Origin of the sequence: Rhodoferax sp. PAMC 29310, from assembly GCF_017948265.1 — a bacterium.
Taxonomy (GTDB): Bacteria; Pseudomonadota; Gammaproteobacteria; order Burkholderiales; family Burkholderiaceae_C; genus Rhodoferax.
In genome coordinates, this window is record NZ_CP072852.1 from 822,269 (window position 1) to 846,357 (window position 24,089).

At 53.0% G+C, this 24,089-nt stretch carries 19 protein-coding genes and 1 pseudogene; 7 read left to right on the top strand and 13 right to left on the bottom strand.

The window, feature by feature from the left end; genetic code table 11:
- Positions 1-11: 11 nt before the first annotated feature.
- Positions 12-818, top strand: coding sequence for a peptidoglycan editing factor PgeF (pgeF, locus tag J8G15_RS03810; protein ID WP_240538429.1), 807 nt, complete (start codon positions 12-14; stop codon positions 816-818).
- Here pgeF and J8G15_RS03815 read toward each other — a convergent pair.
- Positions 750-1,028, bottom strand: coding sequence for a hypothetical protein (locus J8G15_RS03815; protein ID WP_210546236.1), 279 nt, complete (start codon positions 1,026-1,028; stop codon positions 750-752). The genes pgeF and J8G15_RS03815 overlap by 69 nt on opposite strands.
- 104 nt (positions 1,029-1,132) lie before the next feature.
- Here J8G15_RS03815 and J8G15_RS03820 point away from each other — a divergent pair, with 104 nt between their 5' ends.
- From J8G15_RS03820 to J8G15_RS03845, 6 genes are all read left to right on the top strand, one after another.
- Positions 1,133-2,854, top strand: a complete 1,722-nt coding sequence (locus J8G15_RS03820) for an alpha/beta hydrolase (protein ID WP_210546237.1) — start codon at positions 1,133-1,135, stop codon at positions 2,852-2,854.
- A 36-nt stretch (positions 2,855-2,890) separates the two neighbouring features.
- Complete coding sequence (locus tag J8G15_RS03825) at positions 2,891-4,069, top strand: acetyl-CoA C-acetyltransferase (protein ID WP_210546238.1); 1,179 nt, start codon at positions 2,891-2,893, stop codon at positions 4,067-4,069.
- A 104-nt stretch (positions 4,070-4,173) separates the two neighbouring features.
- Complete coding sequence (gene phbB, locus J8G15_RS03830; protein WP_210546239.1) at positions 4,174-4,911, top strand: acetoacetyl-CoA reductase; 738 nt, start codon at positions 4,174-4,176, stop codon at positions 4,909-4,911.
- Positions 4,912-5,037: 126 nt separating this feature from the next.
- The gene (locus J8G15_RS03835) at positions 5,038-5,184 is read left to right on the top strand and encodes a hypothetical protein (RefSeq protein WP_210546240.1); all 147 of its coding nucleotides are present in this window, start codon (positions 5,038-5,040) and stop codon (positions 5,182-5,184) included.
- A gap of 135 nt (positions 5,185-5,319) precedes the next feature.
- Positions 5,320-6,042 carry a YjbF family lipoprotein gene (locus tag J8G15_RS03840; protein WP_210546241.1) on the top strand — a complete coding sequence of 241 codons (723 nt, stop codon included), beginning with the start codon at positions 5,320-5,322 and terminating at the stop codon, positions 6,040-6,042.
- Between the two features lie 947 nt (positions 6,043-6,989).
- Complete coding sequence (locus J8G15_RS03845; RefSeq protein ID WP_240538430.1) at positions 6,990-9,746, top strand: YjbH domain-containing protein; 2,757 nt, start codon at positions 6,990-6,992, stop codon at positions 9,744-9,746.
- 157 nt (positions 9,747-9,903) lie between these two features.
- Here the strand turns inward: J8G15_RS03845 and J8G15_RS03850 are convergent, their stop codons facing one another.
- The 12 genes and pseudogenes from J8G15_RS03850 to J8G15_RS21985 all read right to left on the bottom strand — a co-directional run bounded on the left by J8G15_RS03850 (position 9,904) and on the right by J8G15_RS21985 (position 24,067).
- Positions 9,904-11,085 (bottom strand): glycosyltransferase family 4 protein, encoded by a 1,182-nt coding sequence (locus J8G15_RS03850; RefSeq protein ID WP_210546243.1) that lies wholly within the window; start codon positions 11,083-11,085, stop codon positions 9,904-9,906.
- A complete protein-coding gene (gene asnB / locus J8G15_RS03855; protein WP_210546244.1) occupies positions 11,082-13,046 on the bottom strand; it encodes an asparagine synthase (glutamine-hydrolyzing) in 1,965 nt (654 codons plus the stop codon). The genes J8G15_RS03850 and asnB overlap by 4 nt, the downstream gene beginning before the upstream one ends.
- Before the next feature lie 12 nt (positions 13,047-13,058).
- Entirely contained in the window at positions 13,059-14,123 is a 1,065-nt protein-coding gene (locus J8G15_RS03860; RefSeq protein ID WP_240538431.1) for a glycosyltransferase, read from the bottom strand.
- A 58-nt stretch (positions 14,124-14,181) separates the two neighbouring features.
- Positions 14,182-15,426 carry an oligosaccharide repeat unit polymerase gene (gene wzy / locus J8G15_RS03865; protein ID WP_210546245.1) on the bottom strand — a complete coding sequence of 415 codons (1,245 nt, stop codon included), beginning with the start codon at positions 15,424-15,426 and terminating at the stop codon, positions 14,182-14,184.
- A 159-nt stretch (positions 15,427-15,585) separates the two neighbouring features.
- The gene (locus tag J8G15_RS03870) at positions 15,586-16,479 is read right to left on the bottom strand and encodes a glycosyltransferase family A protein (protein ID WP_210546246.1); all 894 of its coding nucleotides are present in this window, start codon (positions 16,477-16,479) and stop codon (positions 15,586-15,588) included.
- Positions 16,479-17,402, bottom strand: coding sequence for a glycosyltransferase family 2 protein (locus J8G15_RS03875; protein ID WP_210546247.1), 924 nt, complete (start codon positions 17,400-17,402; stop codon positions 16,479-16,481). The genes J8G15_RS03870 and J8G15_RS03875 overlap by 1 nt, the downstream gene beginning before the upstream one ends.
- A 3-nt stretch (positions 17,403-17,405) precedes the next feature.
- Entirely contained in the window at positions 17,406-18,920 is a 1,515-nt protein-coding gene (locus J8G15_RS03880; RefSeq protein ID WP_210546248.1) for a lipopolysaccharide biosynthesis protein, read from the bottom strand.
- Between the two features lie 4 nt (positions 18,921-18,924).
- Positions 18,925-19,500 carry an acyltransferase gene (locus J8G15_RS03885; RefSeq protein ID WP_210546249.1) on the bottom strand — a complete coding sequence of 192 codons (576 nt, stop codon included), beginning with the start codon at positions 19,498-19,500 and terminating at the stop codon, positions 18,925-18,927.
- A gap of 1 nt (position 19,501) precedes the next feature.
- Positions 19,502-20,608 carry a dTDP-4-amino-4,6-dideoxy-D-glucose aminotransferase VioA gene (gene vioA, locus J8G15_RS03890; RefSeq protein WP_210546250.1) on the bottom strand — a complete coding sequence of 369 codons (1,107 nt, stop codon included), beginning with the start codon at positions 20,606-20,608 and terminating at the stop codon, positions 19,502-19,504.
- Positions 20,609-20,671: 63 nt separating this feature from the next.
- The gene (locus J8G15_RS03895; protein ID WP_210546251.1) at positions 20,672-21,700 is read right to left on the bottom strand and encodes an NAD-dependent epimerase/dehydratase family protein; all 1,029 of its coding nucleotides are present in this window, start codon (positions 21,698-21,700) and stop codon (positions 20,672-20,674) included.
- Positions 21,701-21,744: 44 nt separating this feature from the next.
- Positions 21,745-23,013, bottom strand: a complete 1,269-nt coding sequence (gene tviB / locus J8G15_RS03900) for a Vi polysaccharide biosynthesis UDP-N-acetylglucosamine C-6 dehydrogenase TviB (protein WP_210546252.1) — start codon at positions 23,011-23,013, stop codon at positions 21,745-21,747.
- A 12-nt stretch (positions 23,014-23,025) separates the two neighbouring features.
- A pseudogene (locus tag J8G15_RS21985) lies at positions 23,026-24,067 on the bottom strand (glycosyltransferase).
- Positions 24,068-24,089 lie beyond the last annotated feature (22 nt).

Consider the following 24,089-nt stretch of genomic DNA (forward strand, 5'->3'; position numbering starts at 1 on the left):
CTTCTTTAACCTTGTTGGATACCTTGACTGCCTTGAATCTGCATCCTGATTGGTTGATCCCGGACTGGTCTGCGCCAGCGAATGTGCAAGCGGTGTGCACCACTCGGATCGGTGGCGTTTCTGCAGGCCCCTTCGACTCCTTCAATCTTGGTGATCACGTCGGGGATGACATTCGTCGCGTTGATGCCAATCGCGCCGCATTGACCCAAGCCATTGGTGCCAAGCCTGTATTTCTATCGCAGGTTCATGGCACCCAGGTCGAGCGCCTTTGCGCAACCACGGCCAACGGAGCCGTTGCTGATGCGGCTTCGACCGGTCAATCGGGTTTGGCTTGCACCGTGATGGTGGCCGATTGCTTGCCTGTGCTGTTCACCAATCGACAAGGGACTTTGATCGCCGCTGCCCATGCCGGTTGGCGTGGTCTGGCAGGCGTCAATGGTTGGGGTGTGCTGGAAGCTGTTATTGATCAGTTTAGGGCCCTAGCCCCCGTTCATCAAGCGCAAGATGCTATTGATGTCATAGCGTGGCTTGGTCCTTGCATTGGCCCTACGGCGTTTGAGGTTGGGCCGGAGGTTCGGGAGGCCTTTTTGACCATCGATGCGGCGGCTGACGCCATGTTTGTTGCCAATTCGCCAGGTAAATGGTTCGCCAATTTGGCTGGCTTGGCTCGTCAGCGCTTGCACGCGCAAGGCGTTCAAGACATTTACGGGAACGATGGCAGCCAGGCTTGGTGCACGGTTAGTCGATCGTCACAATTCTTTTCCTACCGGCGGGATGGCGTCAGTGGCCGGTTTGCTGCCTCCATCTGGATGCGTTGAATGGCGCTCGGCCAATTCTGCAGCTTCTTTCGCCTTGATTGCGGTCCGTCTCGCGGGCGATCTCATGAGGTAGACCACCAGCGCAACGGGCCCCAAGCCGTAAAGCAAAAAGGTAATGATGGCGCCCAAAACGGTGCCATTGGTGTTGGTGGCCTCGGCAACGGCCATCATGAGGGCCACGTAGAGCCAGGCGATGGGAACAATGTACATGGATTAATTTTTCGTTGCCGTTCAAGGGCTTGTGTCAGGAAATTAGTGGGATACGTCTAAGATACTAGGGTGCTAATTGATCGCCCGAAACAGGAGGAAAGAGTATGAGCCAGGAAATACCTGAAATTTGGTCACAGTCCGCGCAGCAATTTCATCAGACTTTAAATGAGAACTGGTCCAAGGCCTTTCAGGCGTTTCAGAATATGGATCTCGGAGCTGGATCAAATGGGGCAGGTTCCGTAACTCCCGCTCCCCAAATCAGCTTTTCCCCCGAAAAACTACAGACTTTGCAGCAGCAGTATCTTCGCGACGCTGCAGAGTTGTTGACGCCAGCGGCTGGAGCCCCTTCAGCGGCGGGGGATCGACGTTTTGCCGGACAAGCGTGGGCCGCCAACCCCGTCGCCTCTTTCTCCGCCGCCGCTTATTTGCTGAACGCCCGCACCTTGATGGGCATGGCTGAAGCGGTGGAAACCGATGACAAAACCCGCGCCCGAATCCGGTTTGCATTAGAGCAGGTCACAGCGGCGGCCTCGCCGAGCAATTTTCTGGCACTCAATGCGGATGCCCAAAAGAAGGCGATCGATTCCAAAGGCGAGAGTATTGCCAAGGGCATTCAAAACTTGCTGCATGACCTGAAGCAAGGTCATGTTTCGATGACGGACGAAAGCGTCTTTGAAGTTGGCAAAAACGTGGCGACCACTGAAGGCGCCGTCGTGTTTCAAAACGATTTGTTTCAGCTGATTGAATACAAACCCCTGACGGCCAAGGTCTACGAAAAACCGTTTTTGCTGGTGCCCCCGTGTATCAACAAGTTCTATATTCTGGACCTTCAACCAGAAAATTCGTTGATTCGTTATGCCGTTGCGCAGGGACACCGCACCTTTGTGGTGAGCTGGCGCAACCCTGACGCGACCTTGGCCGGCAAGACCTGGGACGACTACGTCGAAGGCGCAGCGATTGAAGCCATCGCGGTCACCCAAGAGATCACGGGCGCCAAAACCATCAATGCACTGGGCTTCTGTGTGGGGGGAACCATTCTGGGCTCAGCCGCAGCCGTGTTGGCAGCGCGGGGAGAAAAACCATTGGCCAGCATGACACTGTTGACGTCCATGCTTGACTTCTCGGACACCGGCATTCTTGATGTCTTTATTGACGAGGGTTTTGTTCAGTACCGTGAGAAGGAGATGGGCAAGGGTGGTTTGATGAAGGGGCAAGACCTCTCCAGCACCTTCAGTTTCCTGCGGCCCAATGATTTGGTCTGGAACTATGTGGTGGGCAATTACCTCAAGGGTGAGACGCCCCCCCCATTTGACTTGCTGTATTGGAACAGCGACTCTACCAATTTGCCTGGGCCCTTCTATGCCTGGTACCTGCGCAATACTTATCTTGAAAACAACCTGGTAAAACCCGGCAAAACCACTGTTTGTGGCGAAAAGATTGACCTGGGTGGCTTGGACATGCCCGTCTATATTTATGGCTCACGCGAAGACCACATCGTGCCCATCGGCGGCGCGTATGCGTCCACCCAGTTTTTGCCGGGCAAGAAGCGGTTTGTGATGGGAGCTTCTGGCCACATTGCAGGTGTCATCAATCCCCCCGCCAAAAACAAACGCAGCCACTGGATTCGGGAAGATGGCAAGCTTCCTAAATCCCATGCGGAATGGCTCAAAGGGGCCACCGAGTTCCCCGGCAGTTGGTGGACCGATTGGTCGGATTGGTTGGCGAGCCAAGCCGGCAAACAAGTCGCCGCCCCCAAAACCTTTGGCAAAGGCAAGCACAAGGCTATCGAGGCAGCGCCAGGTAGCTACGTGAAGGCCAAGGCCTAACTTACATCTATTTCACAACAACTCAGGAGAAAAAACATGGAAGACATCGTCATCGTTTCAGCGGCTCGTACCGCAGTTGGAAAATTCGGCGGTAGCCTGGCCAAAACGCCGGCCACGGAGTTGGGTGCTGCGGTGATCAAGGCGTTGCTCGCCCGCACCGGCTTGGGCGTTGACCAAATTGGGGAAGTCATCCTGGGTCAGGTATTGGCCGCTGGCGTGGGTCAAAACCCCGCTCGCCAATCGCTCATCAAAAGTGGTTTGGCAAAGGAAACGCCGGCTTTGACCATCAACGCCGTTTGTGGCTCCGGTCTGAAGGCTGTGATGCTGGCTGCCCAAGCTGTGGCCTATGGTGACAGCGACATCGTAATCGCGGGCGGTCAGGAAAACATGAGTGCATCACCCCACGTCTTGCCGGGTTCCCGCGACGGGCAGCGCATGGGTGACTGGAAAATGATTGACACCATGATTGTTGATGGCCTGTGGGACGTCTACAACCAGTACCACATGGGCATCACGGCTGAAAACGTGGCCAAGGCCTACAGCATCTCCCGGGAAATGCAAGACGCCTTGGCACTGGCCAGCCAGCAAAAAGCAGCTGCTGCGCAGGACGCTGGCAAGTTTGTGGACGAAATCATTCCGTTCAGCATCGCGCAACGCAAGGGCGATCCGATCGTATTCGCCGCAGACGAGTTCATCAACCGCAAAACCAATGCCGAGGTGTTGGCTGGCTTACGCCCTGCTTTTGACAAAGCAGGCGGCGTGACAGCGGGCAACGCATCGGGCCTGAATGATGGCGCTGCCGGTGTCATGGTTATGACCGCCAAGAAAGCCGCCGAGTTGAGCCTGAAGCCGATGGGCCGTATTGCCAGCTTTGCAACCAGTGGCCTCGATCCCGCTTTGATGGGAATGGGCCCCGTGTCGGCTTCGCAAAAGGCGTTGGCGCGCGCTGGTTGGAAAGCTGCCGACCTTGACTTGCTGGAAATCAACGAAGCCTTTGCGGCCCAGGCCTGTGCTGTGAATCAGCAAATGGAGTGGGATACGTCCAAAGTGAACGTCAATGGCGGTGCAATCGCCATTGGTCACCCCATTGGTGCATCTGGTTGCCGTATCTTGGTCACCTTGCTGCACGAAATGCAGCGCCGCGATGCCAAAAAAGGCATTGCCAGCTTGTGTATCGGCGGTGGCATGGGGGTTGCCCTAACTATCGAGCGCTAATTTCCAGTGCAGAATATCCTTGACGTGTTACCACGGTGACACGCCCGGTGTGAGTCCTCAAGGTTGTTCCGCATCGCTTCAAAATTCATTACCGAGGAGAGAATATGAGTCAAAAAGTTGCTTACGTGACAGGTGGTATGGGTGGTATTGGGACCGCCATTTGCCAGCGACTGCACAAAGAAGGTTTTAAAGTGATTGCCGGTTGCGGCCCTACGCGCGACCAGGCAAAGTGGATTGCCGAGCAAGCCGAGCAAGGCTTCACCTTTTACGCATCCGCTGGCAACGTCGGCAACTGGGAGTCCACTGTTGAGGCGTTTGCCAAAGTCAAAGCTGAGCACGGTGTGATTGACTTGCTCGTCAACAACGCGGGCATCACACGCGACCGCATGTTTTTGAAAATGTCGCGTGACGACTGGGACTCGGTGATCGAAACCAACCTGAACAGCATGTTTAACGTGACCAAACAGGTCGTTGGCGACATGGTTGAAAAAGGCTGGGGCCGTATTGTCAACATCTCGTCTGTCAATGGCGAAAAAGGCCAAGCCGGACAGACCAACTACTCGGCTGCCAAAGCCGGTATGCATGGCTTCACCATGGCCCTGGCCCAAGAACTGGCCACCAAAGGCGTGACCGTTAACACCGTGAGCCCCGGTTATATTGGCACCGACATGGTCAACGCCATCCGTGAAGATGTACTGGCCAAGATTGTCGGCACCATCCCGGTTAAACGTCTGGGCAAGCCCAGCGAGATTGCGTCCATCATTGCATGGTTGGCGTCAGAGGAAGGTGGCTATTCCACGGGTGCAGACTTCTCCGTGAATGGCGGATTGCACATGGGCTAGTGTAGAGGTGGCCCAATGCCTCAATCGCTATTGAGTTGAGGAGTGATGGGGTCAATACTGCAGGCTAGAATAATTGGAAATTTTTAATTTAATGGAATACTATGACATTTAGAAAAATCGCATTAGTTGCCGTCGCCACCTTGGCATTTGGCTTGCAGGGCGCGTGGGCTCAAGGCATTACTCCTGCTCCCGCTTCTGGTGGTGCTGGTGCTGGTGCTGGTGCTGGTGCTGGTGCTGGTGCTGGTGCTGGTGCTGGTGCTGGTGCTGGTCTAGGTGGGCTGTCTGTTGGTGTCATTGCAGCAGGCGCAGCAGTAGCAGCAGCAGCAGCCGCTGCTGCTTCTACCCAATCCGGCGGAACCACGGGAACCACAGGAACCACGCGTTAAACGCTAATTTGATTTGAACGAGATGGCGCCCACGGGCGCTATTCTTTTTTTGAAAATTACCTTCCCTCAAGTTTTTCTGAGCCGCGTTCTATTGGGCGTTGTTGCAGTCAGTTTGCTTGGATGCGCCGGCAATTCGTCGACGTTAAGCCAGGTCTTCTCTGCGGTTGTTGCTGATCAAATTGGCGCAAGTGACGCAGCTATCAGCCAAGCAACTCTGAATCCGCAGTACCAGTACTTGCGTGTGGACATGGTTGGCCGAAAATCTGCTTTGCTGGTTTTGGGGTATGTTGACCCTCACCCGGCGGGTGATGTTGAAGTTTGGTACTCCTCTGTTCGTGAAGTGATCAAAACTCAGAATGGCAGAATCATTGGCACTGCCGGCTTGGGGGTAGATTGGCGTTCAGTGCGGTATGACCCGGCACCACCCCCGTGGGCAAGTGTGCTGGTCGAGGGCGCTAACTACGCTCGCTCAAGAGACATGATGCCAGGTTACCAGCATGCGGTTGTCGACCTCGTTCAATTAAAGCCTTGGTTTGGCCGTGAAGCTCCCATACAGGGATCCAAGTTGGCGACGTTGCCTGATAAATCTCGCTACCACTGGTTTAGTGAAGAATCAAAAGGGCAGGCTACCCTTCCTTTGGCGTGGTATGTCGTTGGACCCTACCAAGGCCGCAACATCGTTGTCTATTCAGAGCAATGCCTAACGGCCTCGTTCTGTCTGAAACTAACCCGCTGGCCCCAATAGGATTTCCCCTCGTGAAGATGAAGCGCACCATAGTTGCTCAGGCAACTTTGATCTGTCTTGCCTGCTGGAGCGCCGCAACGCTGCCTGCAGTGGCGTCAGACCTGGATCACCGAATATCGTTGTTGCTGGTTGGTAGCGAACCCTTGAGCCAGTTGAAGGCGCGAGAGGGTGCTTCAACGGCTAGTTCAGAAATTCAGCCACCGTCCATTTCTCAATTGGACGCAATGGCAAAGACAACGCCGGTTGTTCCAGGCGAGCTCTTGAGTGATTGGATCTTGCGTGCCGTGGGGCCAAATGCGGATCTGACGGCGCTCCATTGGCTCAGTTCAGCTGAGCGAGCCCCTCAGGGCCGACTTCGAGAGGCAGTCGTTGAGTCCTTGCGACAGAAGACCCGCAAGGAAAAAAACGAGCCTGCAAGCGCCAAGGAGTTGCTCTCAACCTGGTTGTTGTCATTGCCATTGACTGGACGTTTGCCAATCGCAATTTCTGATGCCCGTTGGCTCCAGGCCTCATCCGTCCAAGACCCCGTACTGGGTGAAGGTGATTCCGTTGTTCTTTATCGTCGGCCGACGGCCGTCACAGTTATTTTCGAAGACGGTAATACTTGCTTGACTCCTCATGTGTCTGGCGCATTGGCGCTTGACTATGTTAAAGCTTGCCGTGGGTCAGCGTTTGCGCGGTCAGTGGACTGGGCGTGGGTGGCGCAGCCGGATGGTCGTACCCAACGGTTTGGGATTGCCTCATGGAACCAAGAAGCTCAAGACGAGCCCGGCCCTGGGGCCTGGGTTTGGGCACCGAGTCGTCAGTCTGGAATTGAAACCAGTGCCTCCGACAACCTAATTCGGTTTGTGGCCACGCAATCGCCCGCAAGTCCGATGCAAGGGCTTTTTAGACCTCCAGTCAATGCGAGTTCGTTGGACCCTAGTTCTTCGCCGAGGCGCGCTGAGTTGACCGCCAGTGATTGGGGCGAAATCGGTGTTTTACAAACCCCCAGCGCCCGCATGGCGCCAACCGGAGCGGTCCGCCTTCACCTGAGCCGAGTCCAGCCCTATACCCATGGCACAGTGATGCTGCAGCCGTTGGATTGGCTGGAGGTTGGCTTTCGTTACTCTGATGTTGGCAACCGCCTTTATGGTCCCAGTATTGCCGGAGATCAAACTTACAAAGATAAATCAATTGACTTCAAGGTTCGGCTGTTGGAAGAAACCAATATGCTTCCCCAGGTGGCGTTGGGCGTGCGCGACCTAGGCGGTACCGGCTTATTTTCAGGCGAATATCTGGTGGGCAGCAAGCGTTGGGGCAATTGGGATGCCAGTTTCGGTATGGGCTGGGGTTATCTGGGGGCGCGTGGCAACTTGGGTAACCCATTCTCCTTCGTGAGTAGTGCGTTTGGAACAAGACCGGGCAACACCACAGCAACAGGAGGAACGGCTAACTTTCAATCCATGTTTCGCGGCCCTGTGGCTGTTTTTGGCGGCTTGCAATGGCACTCACCGTACAACCCGCTGGTGTTGAAGTTGGAACTGGATGGAAACGACTATCAGCACGAGCCGCTAAAGAATAATCAGATCACCAAAAGCGCGTTCAACCTAGGCGCTGTTTATCGGTACTCTCCCAACATCGATTTCAGCCTGGCTATTGAACGTGGCAACACCGTCATGATGGGGGTGACACTTCACGGCGGCCTTAACACCCTTTACTCGCCGAAGTTGCTCGACCCTGCGTTGCCACCGGTGACGACCCAGTCACCAACTCAACTCCCTCCGTCAGGATGGCGCGGGACGGCAGCGAACATTGAACTGTATACCGGCTGGTCAGTGCGAAGTATCAATCATCAGCACGCTACAACCACTGTGCTTGCTGAAACAGATGCGGCGATTCATCTGCAGGAGCGTATAGAGCGCGCGGTCGCTGTTTTACATCGAGACGCACCTGCAACTTCAAAAAAGTTCGTTCTGCAACTGCAGGAGCGGGGCCTACCGATGTCTCGGATTGAAATTGACCGCGCGGAGTGGGTGGGGCAGCGAACTCGCGCCGAGTCGCCTGCACTGCGCCTGCCTTCGCAACAAACGCGCGCAGGGTTCGAGCCATTTAAAGCGCCATCGGACGCAAGTGACGAGGTGGGTGACAGGTGGTCTGCTCGCTCGCCAGGGTTCTCTGCGGACCTTAGCCCCAGCTACAGTCAAATTCTGGGTGGTCCGGATGGTTTTTTGCTGTACCAATTGGGCGTACAAAGCAACATAGAGCATCGCTTCAGTGATAACACTTGGATCACCGGTGGGGTGAACCTTCGGGTGCTGGACAACTACGATCAGTTCACCTACGACGCACCTAGCAAGCTGCCAAGGGTTCGAACACTGGCACGGGAATACGCGACCACTTCGGCATTGACCATGCCGATTTTGCAGCTGACCCATGTGCGTGACCTTGGTCACGGTCACTATGTGAGTGCGTATGGCGGCATGCTTGAAAGCATGTACGCCGGCATTGGGGGCGAGTGGCTATACCGTCCATGGCAAAGCCGGCTTGCCGTTGGTTTAGATGTCAACCGGGTGCGGCAGCGAGATTTTCGACAAAACCTTGCGCTGCGAGACTACGCGGTCTCCACGGGCCATGCCTCCCTGTATTGGGATACAGGCTGGAACGACATTCAGGTAAAGCTAAGTGCCGGGCGCTATCTGGCTGGCGACTTTGGCGCCACTTTAGACCTGAAACGAGTTTTTTCCAATGGCGTTGCCTTGGGCGCCTGGGCAACCAAAACCAATGTCTCCGCCGCTGACTTCGGCGAAGGCAGCTTTGACAAAGGCATCTACGTCAATATCCCGTTTGATGTGATGCTCCCCAAATCCACCTCGACCAACGGCACCATCGTCTGGAATCCGCTGACACGGGACGGCGGCGCTCGATTGAACCGTCGTTTCAACTTGATTGACTTGACCCGTCAGCGTGATCCTCGCGCCCTGGAATGGCGCCAGGCAAAGCCGGGTTCGGCAAAGTCAGGTGATGACAGCAGCTACGTATTGAGCGAGCCCAATCCCAGCACGTTGGAGACTTTTGGCGGTAGTGCCGCCACCCTGGGTCACCAGGTTGCCGGCATTCCCGCCTCCACCTGGCTGTGGGCCGGGGGCGCAATTTTGGCCTCTAGCTTGTTGGACAAGAAAGCCGACAAATGGGCAACCTCGCATCAAACCGGCAAGATCGATCGAATTGGGTCAGCGACCAATGCCATCCCCGTGGCCCTTGCCATGGGTGCAGGCTTACTCTATACCGGCATTGGCGGTCAGCCCGCCGCTACCACCGCAGAAACCGCACTCAAGGCCGCCGCGTATACCTTGGGCGTCAATACCCTGACCCGGTTTGTGGTGGGCCGTGCCCGACCCACTGATCGGCAAGGATCAGCAAGTTTTGATGGATTGAACAGCGGCGCCTTTCAGTCCGGCTTTGCGTCCAATCACGTCGCCTTGGCCTTCGCCTTGGCTACACCTTATGCGCAACAGCATGACATGCCTTGGTTGTATGGCCTCGCCGCCGCAACCGCGTTTGGCAGAGTTCAAAAACGGGAACACTGGGTGTCCGACACAGTTGCCGGCGCTTTCATGGGGTACGCCATTGGCACGCTGGTCGGCAACCAACAGGACGGCGACAAAGGTGTCAGGTACGTGGTAACTCCACGTTCAATTGAGGCCAACTGGACGTTTCGGTAATGGGTTGAACGGTTTGAACTCAGTCAGTTCAAATTAAATTGCTAGCCTTAATGCACTGATCTCGAATTCCGCGAGACGGCCAAAGTCGATCTCGACTAAAGGTCCTTCGGCTGTACTTCTGTTGGACTCAACATGGTTTGAATTCGAGCCAATAGCTTCATGTTTGATAGCTACTCATGCTGGATTTAATTGGGCGGGTGGAGAATATGGCATCAATAGCATTCAAATACTTTTGAATGACAATTTGCTCGTCAAACTCCCGCTCCATTTTCTCTCGACCGCGTAAACCCATGTTTTTGCGTTGATCCTGGCTCAGTGAAAGCATTTGCTCCATCTTGGCGGCCAGATTTTCGGCATTGCGTACTTTGCACAAGTAGCCATTGATACCATCGTCCACCACCTCGCGGCAGCCAACGGCATCCGTGGTGATGATGGGGCGGCCCATGGCGGCGGCTTCCAGCAATGTGCGGGGTGTGCCTTCGCGGTAGGATGGCAAAACAATGCAATCTGCAGTTGCTATTTCAGCGCGAACATCATCACTCACGCCAAGATAGTTCACAACCCCTTGCGCCACCCACGCATCCACTTGCGTGCCCGAAATTGCCGTGGGGTTTTGAGCATCTACAAATCCCAGCAAACAACATTCGGCTTGGGGCCAGCGCTTGTGGATCAACCTTGCCGCCTCCACAAACTCACCCACGCCTTTGTCACGCAACATGCGAGCAATCAACAGGAAGCGAAACTTGCCGGCGGGGTGCATCTCTTGGGCCAAAGGGACTACTTCAAACCGATTCAGGTCAATGCCTGAACCGGGCAACAGTTCAGTGGCCTCGGGCCTGACCAAGCCACTGTCCTTGAATAGCTTCAAATCATCAGGGTTTTGGAAAAAAACCTTGCTTGAGCGCCGCAACGCCAGTTTGTACAAGCCCCGCACCAATTTCACCAACCAGCCGTCACGAATGAACACTGCACCCAAACCAGCTATGTTGTTAATGACGGCAATATTCATTGAATGGGCGGCCAAAGACCCATACACGTTGGGCTTCACCGTGTAGCCCAGGTAGACGTCGGGCTTTTCCCGTCCGAACAATCGCCTAAAACGCAGAAGCAGCAAGACATCGTGAACAGGGTGTGTGCCGCCGTTGTCCATGGGCAGTGCTACAAACCGGCAGCCCAGCGCGGCGAGATGATCTGCGTACTCGTCCTGCGGGGCCACGGCCACAACCTCATACCCGCGCGCAACCAGCGCGCGAATCAAACCTGACCGGAAGTTCACCAAGTTCCAGGCTGTGTTCAGGGCGATCAATACCTTTATCGGTTTCACCAGCCTACCGCTCATTGCTGCTCCAGCCAAGCCTGAAACATCAGCACATCCCACAAATGGCCCTGCCAATTTCGCACCCCAGACAAATGCTCTTCCCACTTTTGCCGAACCGGCTTAGGGTGGAAAAAACCTTCTTTTTGCAAACGAGACTCGTCCAACAAAGCCGCCGCCCATTCTTTGAGCGGCCCCCGCAGCCAGTCACCAATAGGTACGGCAAACCCCATTTTGGGGCGTTCAATCAACGCTTTAGGCACATGGCGGTAAAGCACCTCACGCAAAACCCACTTGCCCACGCCGTCGCGCAGCTTCATGCTTTGCGGCAAGCTCCAGGCAAACTCCACCACGCGATGGTCCAGAAACGGCACACGGCCTTCCAAAGAGTTCCCCATTGCAGCCCGGTCTACCTTCACCAAAATATCATCCGGCAGATAGGTCAGCGTGTCCAACGCCATCATGCGTTGAATCTCATTCAGCCCCGCGAGCTGCGGTGCGTTGCCGGTGAGCAATGTGGGGGGCTCTTTGCCCCCAATGACCACGCTCGCTGGATCATCCCAATGCGACACCAACCTCAAGTACAACGCATCCACATCCGCAGCGGCCAACACCGCGGCCCCCTTATGTAGCTTGTCGCCCAAGTTAGCTTGTCGCAACGACCCCGGAAAAAATCCCTGCACCGGCCCCAGCAATGCATTCCACCTTGCCGGCGACAAGGCGGTCAGGCCGCGCGCCGCCAAACGTCGAGTAGCGGTTGGAAATGGCCGCAGCGTTTGCCACAAACGATTGGCCTGCAAATAACGGCCGTACCCACAAAAAAGCTCATCCCCCGCATCGCCCGACAGCGACACGGTGACCTGCTGGCGCGCTAGCTGCGACACCAAAAAAGTAGGAATCTGCGACGAATCAGAAAACGGCTCGCAATAGAGCGTGGGCAAACGCGGAATCACATCCAGCGCCTGCTGCGGCGAGACATACAACTCGGTGTGCTCGGTGCCCAAATGCTTGGCGACCGCTTTGGCGTGCACCGCCTCGTTGTAGCCCGCCTCGTTAAAACCAATGGTGAAGGTCTTGACCGGGCGGCTGGACTGCGCCTGCATCAACGCCACAACAGTGGATGAATCAACGCCACCGGACAAAAAAGCCCCCAACGGCACATCCGCCATCATCTGCTGCTGCACCGCAGATTTGAGCAGCACCTCCAGCGCGTCCACCGCCTGCGCAGGCGTGCCAGCAAACGGCGTAGCACACCCGGCAACAGCCACCTCGGCCGCTGACCAATAGCGCGCCACAACAGGTATGGGTTGCAAAAGTGACACGGTCAATAAGCAGCCCGGTTCCAGCTTGGCAATACCCTGATAGATAGAGTAGGGCGCCGGAATGTAGTTGTGACGCATCAGCAAACACAGCGCATTGCGGTCAATGCCTGCTGTAAAGGCAGGGTGGCTTTTAAGCGCCTTCAGCTCTGACCCAAACAGAAACGTGGCGTTTTTCCCCTGGCCTTGCCAGCCGTAATACAACGGCTTCTCACCCAAACGGTCACGCCCCAGCGTGAGCGTGCGGGTTTGCTTGTCCCAAACGGCAAAAGCAAACATGCCAACACACCGCTCCACCGTGCCTTGAATCCCCCAAGCATCGAACCCCGCCAGCAGCGACTCGGTGTCCGAATGCCCGCGCCAACTGACCTCCTTGCCTGCCGCTGCCAGCGCAGCGCGGCAATCCAGGTGGTTGTAAATCTCGCCATTAAAAGCGATCACATACCGCCCACTGCCAGAGGCCATGGGCTGATGCCCGGCCGGCGACAAATCAACAATTGCCAAACGCCGGTGTCCAAAGCCTACCCGTTGCTCACCGTCTGACCAAAAACCTGCATCATCCGGCCCCCGATTGGCAATGGTGTCGGCCATGCGCGTGAGCATAGATTCATCACCAAGCTGACCCTGGGTGGCGAGCCCACCCAAAAATCCAACAAATCCACACATCAAAACGCTCCCTTAGCGAACCATCTTTTTATAAATTGACTCAAATCGTTCACGGGCTCTCTCAATGGAGAACTCCGCATGAACACGAGTCTTTGCCTTTTGCCCCAGCTGTTGCCGCGCATCCGGCGCCATCGCCAACAGCTGCCGTAACCCAAGCGCCAAGGCCGCCGAATCCTCCTTTGGCACGACCACCCCGGTATCTGCCACCAGCATGGCAGCATCACCCACATCCGTCACCACACAGGGCAAGCCCATCGCCATGGCTTCTGCCACCACATTTGGAAAGCCCTCGGTGCGGGAAGACAGACAAAAGAGGTCCATCGCCGCCAGGCAAATTGGCACATCCGCCCGTTCGCCCAACAACACAAAGCGGTCAGGGCAGCCTGTGGCATTTATCCACTGGGCCAACTGCGCATTGTTGGCATCCAGGCCGCGCCCCACCATCAAAAAGCGTGCGTCGCTATTCTGCTGCGCGACCAAACCAGCTGCCCGCACAAAATTTTCTTGATCCTTGACCGGATGAAACCGCCCCAAATACCCGATGACCACAACATTTGAACTAAAACCGCATTGCAAGCGCAGTGCATCGCGCTGCGCCGGCGTGGCAACCAAACGTGTCAGGTCAAAGCCATTGGGCACCACCACCATGCGTGCTGCGTCGTAGCCCACGGCAATGTGCGCCCGCCGTGAAGCATCCGCCGCACAAACAATGGTATGCGGCACGGTGCGTGAGAGCCAGGCACACAACTGCCGGACAAACGCTGTCGCACGGCTGCCGCCAGCCGTTACCTCGGTGGTGCGAATGCCCCAGATCACATTGCGGTTGCCTGCCAACCGCGCAGCCACACCCCCTAGCAGATCGGCGTGGTACATCCAGGTTTGCACAACATCGGGGCGCGCTGTGCGAATCAAGCGCATCAGCCGCCACATGACGCGCGGGATATCAAGTGCAGACCGCATGCCCAAGTCATGGACTTCAAAGCCAAGGGCTTGAAGTTGTTGCCCTACGGTGCCGATTCCAGTGAGCGAAATGACGGTGTGCTGGTAGTCGGCCTTGCCATGATGTGATTCGATCAAGCGCTTGAGCATTAACTCAGCGCCGCCTACGTTCAGGCCAATTATTATATGAGTAAGCTTAATAAACAACTCTCGGCAGTAATCGAAATGACGGTAACCGAGTCAAAATAAACTTGATACAAAGAAACAAAAATAGAGTATATATAAATCCAGTGAATGCTGCAAACCAAGGTGGCATAAGATAAACCAACCATGCGAGCCAAAGCATGTCTTTAGCGGATTCTGAAATCCCTATTTTTTTCACCAGATAAAAAGAAATAAACCCCAATAAAAGTGTATATGCTAAATAAATAGGTATTAAATACGGGGCGATAAAAAACCAGCCTACGTAGCCAATATTTGTAGTCCAATCACCAACCTCAAACTTCGAGCCAAAATCACCATATTTTGTAAATGCTACACCAGCTGACATATATTTCTCACTTGGAAATAACTTACTTAGCACGATGCCATGAAATCCTTCCAGCCAAAAAGTAGTAAATTGTCCACTGGCGAGCTTAGTTTGTAAAAAATCACTCAGTCTCATGACTTCAATAACTACTGACGTTACTTGAAATCGGCCAATCAAATGAGAAATTCCATCGCCAATCAATGTAATATAACTTGCATCTCTCAATACATCAAAAAAATCAGCCGCCATTGCGGTAAGTGATAAATTGCTGTTGGCTGACGCACGGAAAATCCATTTAATATTCGTTACCACAGGGTACACTATAATAATAGCAACGCCAATAAATGCAGTAATTACTGTTGTTATTTTTTTATTTCGAATGGCTCTGCACCATTCAAAAAATATGACAAACAATAAAACACTAACCCATCCCCTTAGAATATTCGAGAGCAACCAGATTATAAGATTTGGGTAGAAATATTTGTTCTCCCGATGCATTCCATAATAGATAAAAAATAAAGCATCAGTAGGTATAAAAACCCACAGCATAGAAAATAAGGAACCTTCCGTTCTGTTGCTTGACCCCGCAATGTTGACCCCAGTTGATATATTAAATATCATGAAGGAAATCTGTAGCACAAGCAATAGCTTTCCAATTCGTTTGCCAACTTGATCATCATCGAAACAAAAATTTATCTTTTTGATTTTTAATTTCGAAATAAATTTAAAAACAGGCCACATGATGGCAATATACGACAATACAACAAGTGTGGTAGCCCATAATAGGGCAGTTCGACTATAAAGCGAAATGCCAGATAGATCGCCTATAAGTTCGCCTGTATTCCATATAATTAATGCGGCCAAAATATTACTAAAAACATATAGAAACAGCCATGGCCAATATATTTTCATATAATTATTACTAATCTGTAATTTCTATTAATTTTCTTTAGGATGGTCTGCATAACTCATATTTCGGCTCGGCCAGCCTATATGAATCAATGAGTTACGGATGCTAAAACGGTTGAAATCGGACTTATGCAGAGGTTCCTTAATGCCTTGGAAAGGTCATTAAAGCCATCCTTTTGATTTCATTATTGATGCAGGGTATATAAGTAAACACCAGACCTTAAGTACAGCATCAAAACCACTCCAAGCTTCAAACAGATTAATGTTACTATTGATGGTATGACGGAGATAGCTCCCTATTATTTGAGAGCCATAAGAGATATTAAATTTCAAATAAGGCCTGTAGGAAAAGATAGTTGCTTTAAGTGCATCCGCTTTGGCTTCCGGATACCTTACCAGCATGCTTTTTGTGTTTGAATAAGAAGAAGGTAGCGCAGTGTCGTAGACACGTAATACATCATTCACATAAATATATTTGTATTTTTCTGAAATCTTCGACCAAACAAATCCATTGGTATAACCAGGCTTCATCAGCTCAAAAAATGGCTTAATAATTTCAATTTTCGAAAACTGAAATAGTTCATTTGTGATTCCCCACTTGAATCGAATCTCTCCCTCGTTTGCCAAAATGCAGTCGGCGTCAAATTTTTTTCCAACTAATAAGCCGGACTCATTGACGCATCTTCCACAAACTCCCGCTACAAGTTCATCATTGCAACTGGTATCAATATATTCTTTTACTATAGCTAGAGCACCCGGAGTAAGTTGATCATCATGATCCAACACAGCGACATATTTGCCATCCGCAATCAAACAGCCTGTAAATACCGATTTTGATCCAAAATAATTAATTTTCAAAAAAGAATGTTTAACCTTAAATGGTGCTTCATTAGTAATTTTTTCGATAAGTGATTTGGTCAGTCCATCATCACACGAAGCATCATCTACTAGTATCCACTCGAAACTATCGTGGGACTGCTTAAGTAAGCTTTCATATGTTGACCACAACGTCTGTGAGCTGTTGTAGCAAGGTGTAATTATGCTGAATAAAGGCATTATTGTCTAGTCTCATGCAAAATTGGGACTTTAAGTTTACTAACTTTTCTCAAATGGCTTATGTATTCATTAATACTAATCAAACTTATTGATTTAATTGCCAACCATAAAAAATTAATTGAAGTCTTTCTTCTATTTTTTAAATCAATTAAAAAATTTGTCACTGAAAAAATGAATATATCTTTTCTTTTTTTTGGGTATTTTTTTAAAAAATGTCCAGCGTGATGAGCATATAGTGCTTTAATTTGCAGGTTGGATGATTTACTTATTGAGCCAGATGAGTTAACTCTGTATTCGCCTAAAACGTTGTCTAATATAACTCCCCAACCTGAACTTAAATACTCCCACGAGTAAAATAAGTCAAGCGTATCAAATTTTGGATGATCCGTTTTTCTGGCACATTTTCTATACATAATTGAACTGTGCGCTGCAACCGAGCCAAATCTAAGTGCTTTTTCAAATGTGACAATTCCATTGGTGAACATCGAATAATCACCAGCCTCGCCTGGAAAGAAATTACCCCAATCATCAAAGAGATTCATGCGATGCCAAACTACCGTGCAATCCAAATTTTTCTCAAAGAAATCCACCTGCTTTTTTAGTTTTTCAGGTAAAAATAAATCGTCGCCATCACAGTGGCTTACTAATTTACAATTAGCTATATTGTGTGTGGTTACAAAGTTCTTGAATGCCCCAATATTTTCCTCATGAAAAATAGGCTTCACAACCCCTGGATATTTCTCTGCAAACCACTGCACAATCGCGCGCGTCCCATCTGTTGAGCAATCATCGCTCACGATTACTTCAAAATCAAAATCAGTTTCCTGATCGACAATGCTTTGTAAACATTGGCGAATGTATTTTTCCTGGTTGTAAGTCACCACGCAAACGGATACTTTGGGTTTCTTCTCAATCATTTCCATTGCTTATCCTTGCGTAGCAAAGCGTGCGCGCCATTTGCTGCCAATTGTTTCCCTAACCAGTGACGAACCTATGGCGGCTATTGCGACCATGGCCAAGCTCATGACGGCAATGCCTACAGCGAGCTGCCCGCGATCATGCGGCCAAGTTACCAAGCTATGCGCAAGTAGGGCACCTAGCACGGTCAGCAGCACGATCGCGCCCACATCTCGCAGCAGCCACTGGGTATGCAGACCCTTGACAAACCGACGGTGCACTTTGGGCACCCACGCCAAAAAATACACTGCATTCGCGCCGAACCAGGCCCACCCTGCGCCGATAACGCCGTAGTGCAGGGTGGCCCATATCAATGCGGGTATCAATAACAAGACAAAGAAGGCATTGCCGATCATGTGCAGTCGTAAATCTCCTTTGGCAAATTGCAGGTAATAGGGAAAGGCGCCCAGGGCCAGAATGCCATTGCCCAAGGCGTAAAGTGTGAGTACTGGGGCCGCCTGGCGGGCAATGGCGGCGTCGCCTGTCCAGGCCCATAGCACTTGTTCGGAGAAGAACGCCAACATCAGCGCGGCGGGTATGGCAATGACGCCCACCAATTGGGTGGCGTTGCGATACAGGCGAATCACGCCATCATCGTCTCCCGTTGCAGCGAGCTTGCTCATACGGGGAAGCAGTGCGCCGCTAATAGGACCACTGATGGCCATCACACCGCTGGCCACCAGCACTGCGAGCGTGAAGTAGGCGTAATCAGATAACGGTAGCAATTTGGACAGGACCAGCTTGTCGGTCTGCGTAACCAACACCCAAACTGAGCTGGTGAACGCAATGCTGAGCGAGAACTTGAGCACGCTGCGCAGTGGCGCCCATTGCCACGACGTGCGCTTTGCCGCGACTACTTTGGGCAGCAAGCGGTACGTTTTGGTGATCAGTACCACGACTTCAACCACCGCCAGTACCAATTGGTAACTAAAGAACTGTGTCGGGCTGGTGCCGACGTAAATGAAGAAAGGTATCACCAGCACAAAGCGGGCGGTTGACATTGCGATATTGAAGCCGCTGAGCCATACGAGGCGCTCAAACCCGTTGATAGCACCGCGGTACAGCCCGCACACCCAGCGCAACGCAACAATGAGCGCCATGAGCTTGATGGCGTGCTGCACTTCCGTCAAAGGAAGTTGTTGCACCTTCAGCCAGCTGCTGGCAATCACGCCGGACCCGGCCACCATGGCCGAGCCGCCGAGCACGGCGACGCCGATAAAGATACCTTCCATGGCCCGCAGCAGACGACGCAAACTGAGCGCGTCAGTTGCCCCCCCGTTAAAACGAGCGGTTTCTCGCGCCATGGTGGGTGTCAGGCCCATGTCCAGTAGTTGGAACCAGGCCTGTAGCATGGCAAAAAAACCGACCAGCCCATAAGCCTCCGCCCCCATGTACTTCACGTACATGGGCACCATGACGATGCCAATCAGGGTGACGTAGATTTGACTTGCATAGTTTGCAAGTATGTTGCGCTTAAGGGACATCTGATTACGCTTGTTGCGCTTTGCTTGCCATGAGTTGGTGTTCCAAGGTCAACAGGCGGCGTTGGCGTTCCTTAATGCGACGTGCTGGATTGCCGGCATAGATGCCAAAGGCTTCGCAGTTTCTATTGATCAAGCTGAGCGCCCCAACGGCAACACCATCTTCCAGCGTGACGCCGGGCAATATAACGCTGCCGCAGCCCACGATGACGTGCTTGCCCAGGAAAACATTGGCGTGGGTCACGCCCGTGTATTTGCTGGGTACGGTCGGGTTGGTCATTGTGGCGCCCGAAAAGTCGTCACTACTGGAGTAGATGGAAACGCGGGAGGAGATATTGCAGAAATCGCTAAGCGTGATTTGTCCGGCGCCAATCAATGAGGAGTAAACGGCGATATGAACATGGTGGCCGACACTGATGCCGCCGACACCTGCAGACAGTACGCAAAAGTCGTCAATACGGACGTCATTTGCCAATGCGATTCGACTGATTCCGTAAAACGAGGCCTTGCTTGAGATTTGGACGTTGTCCCCCACCGCTGCAAAGCCAAGGCGTTCAATGGCCTCACGGCTCAACATCGTCATTTCAGGCTCCTCGAATGAGGTCAACCACCCGCTGTTGCTCATCGGGCTGCAGGTTGGGATAAATTGGTAGGCACAACACTTTGGCCGAGGCATCGGCTGCAACGGGCAGGTTGTCACGCTGGGCCGAAGGCATGCTGCGGTACATGGGGAAGTCTGAAATCAGTGGGTAGAAGTAACGGCGCGCAAAGATGCCATGGTCTTTTAGCTTTTGGTACAGGGCGTCACGGCTCAGTGGGTAATCCGGCTGCACCAGGATGGGAAAGTAAGAGTGATTGGATTCAGTTTGGCCCGAGTCGTCGATGCATTGAATGCCTTTGACGCCAGACAGCTGCTTACGGTAGGCAATATCAATTTCTTTGCGGCGGGACAGTGCCGCGTCAATGTGCTTGAGCTGTAGCAGACCAAAGGCGGCGTTTAGCTCGCTCATCTTGCCGTTGATGCCTGGGGCGACGACGGTGACTTCGTCCACAAAGCCAAAGTTTTTCAGGTGGTCGATGCGTTGCTTAGTTTTCGCATCAGGGCAGATGATAGCTCCACCTTCAAAGGTGTTGAACACCTTGGTGGCGTGAAAACTGAGCACAGAAAGGTCACCATGATTTAGTACGCTCCCGCAATGACACTGAACACCAAAGGCGTGTGCGGCGTCGTAAATAACCTTAAGGTTGTAGTTGTCGGCAATCTTTTGGATGGCATCAACATCGCAAGGGTGACCATAGCAGTGCACAGGCATGATGGCCGTGGTCTGTGGTGTGATGGCAGCTTCGATCTTGGCCGGGTCCAGATTCAGCGTGTTCGGGTCCACGTCCACAAAGACAGGCTTGATCCCATTCCAGAGCAATGAGTGCGCGGTGGCCACAAATGAATACGGCGTGGTGATGACCTCACCGGTGATGCGCAGCGCCTGCAACGCGGTGACCAGCGCAATGGTGCCGTTGGTGAACAGGCAGATGTGCTTGACGCCCAGGTAGTCGCACAGCGCTTGTTCCAGCTGCTGGTGAAACGGGCCGCCGTTGGTGAGAATCTTTTTGTCCCAAATTTTCTCCAGGTAGGGAATGAACTCCTCCAGAGGCGGCAAGTAGGGCTGGGTGACGTATATGGGTTTTGACATTATTGATTCTGCTATGCTATTAATAGCTACTCACGCATATTCTGTATAGGGTATACGTTGTTTTTACGTAATATTTTTTGCAACATACCAAGGAATTGCTTTTGCCAGACCTTGTTCGATGCGCTCGGTGGGGGCATAACCCAGAAGCTGCTGCGCTTTGCCAATGTCGGCCAAGCTATGGCGCACATCTCCTGCTCGAAAGTCTCGGTGGATTGGTTGGGTGTCAGGTTTGACACCGTAGGCGGCCAAGTTGTCGCGCAGCAGTGAGAAAAGCGTGTTGAGCGTTGTGCGGTCGCCCACTGCGACGTTGTAGATTTGGTTGTTCGCTTCGGGGGTCGTGTTTGTGGCGGCCAGCAAGTTGGCCTGGACAGCATTGGCTACAAAGCAGAAGTCGCGGCTGGTTTCGCCGTCGCCATTCACGTAAATCGGTTCACCCGCGAGTAGGGCCGCGGTCCATTTAGGGATAACGGCCGCATAGGCGCCATTGGGGTCTTGGCGGGGCCCAAACACGTTGAAGTACCGCAGGCCCACGGTGTTGAAGCCGTAGCAGCGGGCAAAGACGTCGGCATAAAGCTCGTTGACGTACTTGGTCACCGCGTAAGGGCTGAGTGGCTTACCAATGGTGTCTTCCACCTTGGGCAAGCCGGGGTGGTCGCCATAGGTGGAGCTGCTGGCAGCATAGGTGAAGCTTTTTACCTTTGCATCGCGGGCTGCCAGCAGCATGTTCAAAAAACCGCTGATGTTGGTGGCGTTAGTGGTAATGGGGTCAGCCAAGCTGCGTGGCACGCTGCCCAGTGCGGCTTGGTGCAAGACGAAGTCAACGCCAGCACAGGCTTTTTGGCAGTCCACCAGGTTACAGATGTCTCCCTGAATGAACTGAAAATTGGCCCATTGCGCGGGTGTGACCAAGGTTTGCACCTCGTTGAGGTTGCGCTGATGGCCGGTGGCAAAGTTGTCTAGGCCAACCACTCGCTGGTTCAATTTGAGCAGGGTTTCGAGCAAGTTGCTGCCGATGAAGCCGGCCACGCCGGTCACCAGCCAGGTGTTCGGCTCGGATTGCAGGCGGGTTTGAAGTTGGTTGAAGGCGGTCATGAGTGCTCTAAATTTGATAGCTGTCTGCGCTTATTTTTAGGGCGTTAGAGGCGTATATCGCTATCAACCGCCGGCAACAGGTACTTCAGGTCATACAGCACATGTTCAGGTTTTCCTAGAGCGCGAATAGCGGCTGCGCCCATGGTTTTGAACTGGTGGTGGGCCACGGCGATGATGATGCCGTCATAGGCGCCCAGTGCTGGTTGCAACACGGGGGTGATGCCATATTCGTGCTGTGCCTCCGTGGCATCAGCCCAGGGGTCAAACACATCGGCCTGCACGTCGTAGTCCGCCAGTTCATTGACGATATCTACCACGCGGGTGTTGCGCAGGTCGGGGCAGTTTTCTTTAAATGTCAGTCCCATAACCAAGATGCGCGCGCCTTGCACTGGCAGGCGGCGTTTGGTCATAGTTTTAACGAGTTGGGTGACCACATAGGCGCCCATGCCGTCGTTCAAGCGGCGACCCGCCAAAATAATTTCGGGATGGTAGCCAATGGACTGCGCTTTGTGGGTGAGGTAATAGGGATCCACGCCAATGCAATGGCCCCCGACCAAGCCCGGCCTGAATGGTAAAAAGTTCCACTTGCTACCAGCGGCCTGCAAGACGGCTTCAGTGTCGATCTCCAATTTGTTAAAGATGAGGGCCAGCTCGTTGATGAGGGCGATGTTGACATCGCGCTGGGTGTTTTCAATGACTTTGGCCGCCTCGGCCACTTTGATGCTGCTGGCTTTGTGGGTGCCTGCGGTGACTATTTCGTTGTAGAGCGCATCGACCAAGTCAGCCACTTCGGGGGTGGAGCCGGAGGTTACTTTTTTGATGGTGGTGACGCGGTGCTCTTTGTCGCCAGGGTTGATGCGCTCAGGGCTGTACCCGCAGAAAAAGTCTTGATTGAATTTGAGCCCGCTGAATTTCTCCAGCACTGGCACGCAGTCTTCTTCAGTGCAACCAGGGTATACGGTTGACTCATAAATGACGATATCGCCGATTTTCAGCACTTTACCAACAGCCTCGCTGGCCTTAAGCAGCGGGGTGAGATCGGGGCGCTTGTGTGCGTCGATGGGGGTCGGAACCGTAAAGATGTAGCAATTGCAGGCGCTTAGGTCATCTAGCTCAGTGGTAAAGCTCAGCAGTTGTGCCGCTTTCAACTCTTCAGGAGAGGTCTCCAGCGTGAAATCATGTCCGCTTTTGAGTTCAGTAATGCGTTTGAGGTTGATGTCAAAGCCGACCACAGGTCGTTGCTTACCGAATTCAACCGCCAATGGCAGTCCAACATAGCCTAAGCCAATGATGGCTATTTTGATGTCAATCATGAAGTGCAAAAACTAGTTAACGCCGGCAATGGCGGGTCTCATACTCGCAGCGCTTACGCACCAGCGAAACTGGGTTAGCCGGGCGTAAAGGGCTGCATAGCCGAGGGCGGCTAACGCCAATCCGAGCATTTGAAAGCCGGTTTCCCCTGCAAGAAAATAGCCCCAAGTGGCGGGAATAAGCGCAACAAGCCAGCATAGTGGCGCCGTCATGCCATTTTGGAGCCGCCGGCTCATGTTCGGAAAAACCTTGCGAACAACCCGGCGGTGTAAAAAATGATGCAGGTGAGCCTTGTCAGGCTGGCCGGGGTGGTGCCCCTCTCTTCTTCGTTTTCTAGCAACGGAGGAAGCGACTTCCAATACGGAATAGGCACAGACCATGAGTGTGGTCCACGCACTAAACTGTACGTGGCGCATTGGCAACAGCACTGCCATCCATGCCACCATAAAGCCGAGCAGGTAGGCTCCCCCATCACCCAAAAACAGCTTCCCAAGAGGCCAGTTGGCAACTAAAAACCCGACTGAGCAAACGGCTAGCAAGAAACAGACGCTTGCAGCTGTTGGGTCAGAAAATTTGAGTGCAATGAAACCCATCGATGATATTTATTGCGTTGCTGACGCCGCCAACGGCAAATGCCGTAAACAACACGGCAAAGGGCGTGAACTGCAGTGCCCAATCAAGCGTGGGGATGCGGGTGTCCCTCATGGCGACATCGGATAGATACCAAGCCAGCACACCACTGAGCATGGTGGCCAACAATCGCGGTGTCACGCCCACCCGCTTCGTGATGTCTTCCAGTAAGCCAAAAAAAAATGCCGGGACTGCTGCCAGCAGGACGGTGCGAAGAATTACTCCGGCCTCACCAGTAGCTGAGTAGGTGGCGACCAATAAGCCACAAAAAACCGCTATGCCGCCCACGCGTGGCGTTGGGTGCTCATGATGATTTTGAACACCGCCTGCATTGTCATTAGTCAGCCATCCATGCCAGTTTTGGCTGGAGATAAGCAGGATAGCGACTAGGCACGTGGCGGAAAACACCAGCAGATAGGTTGACATTTTTGACTCCCATTTTTATCTT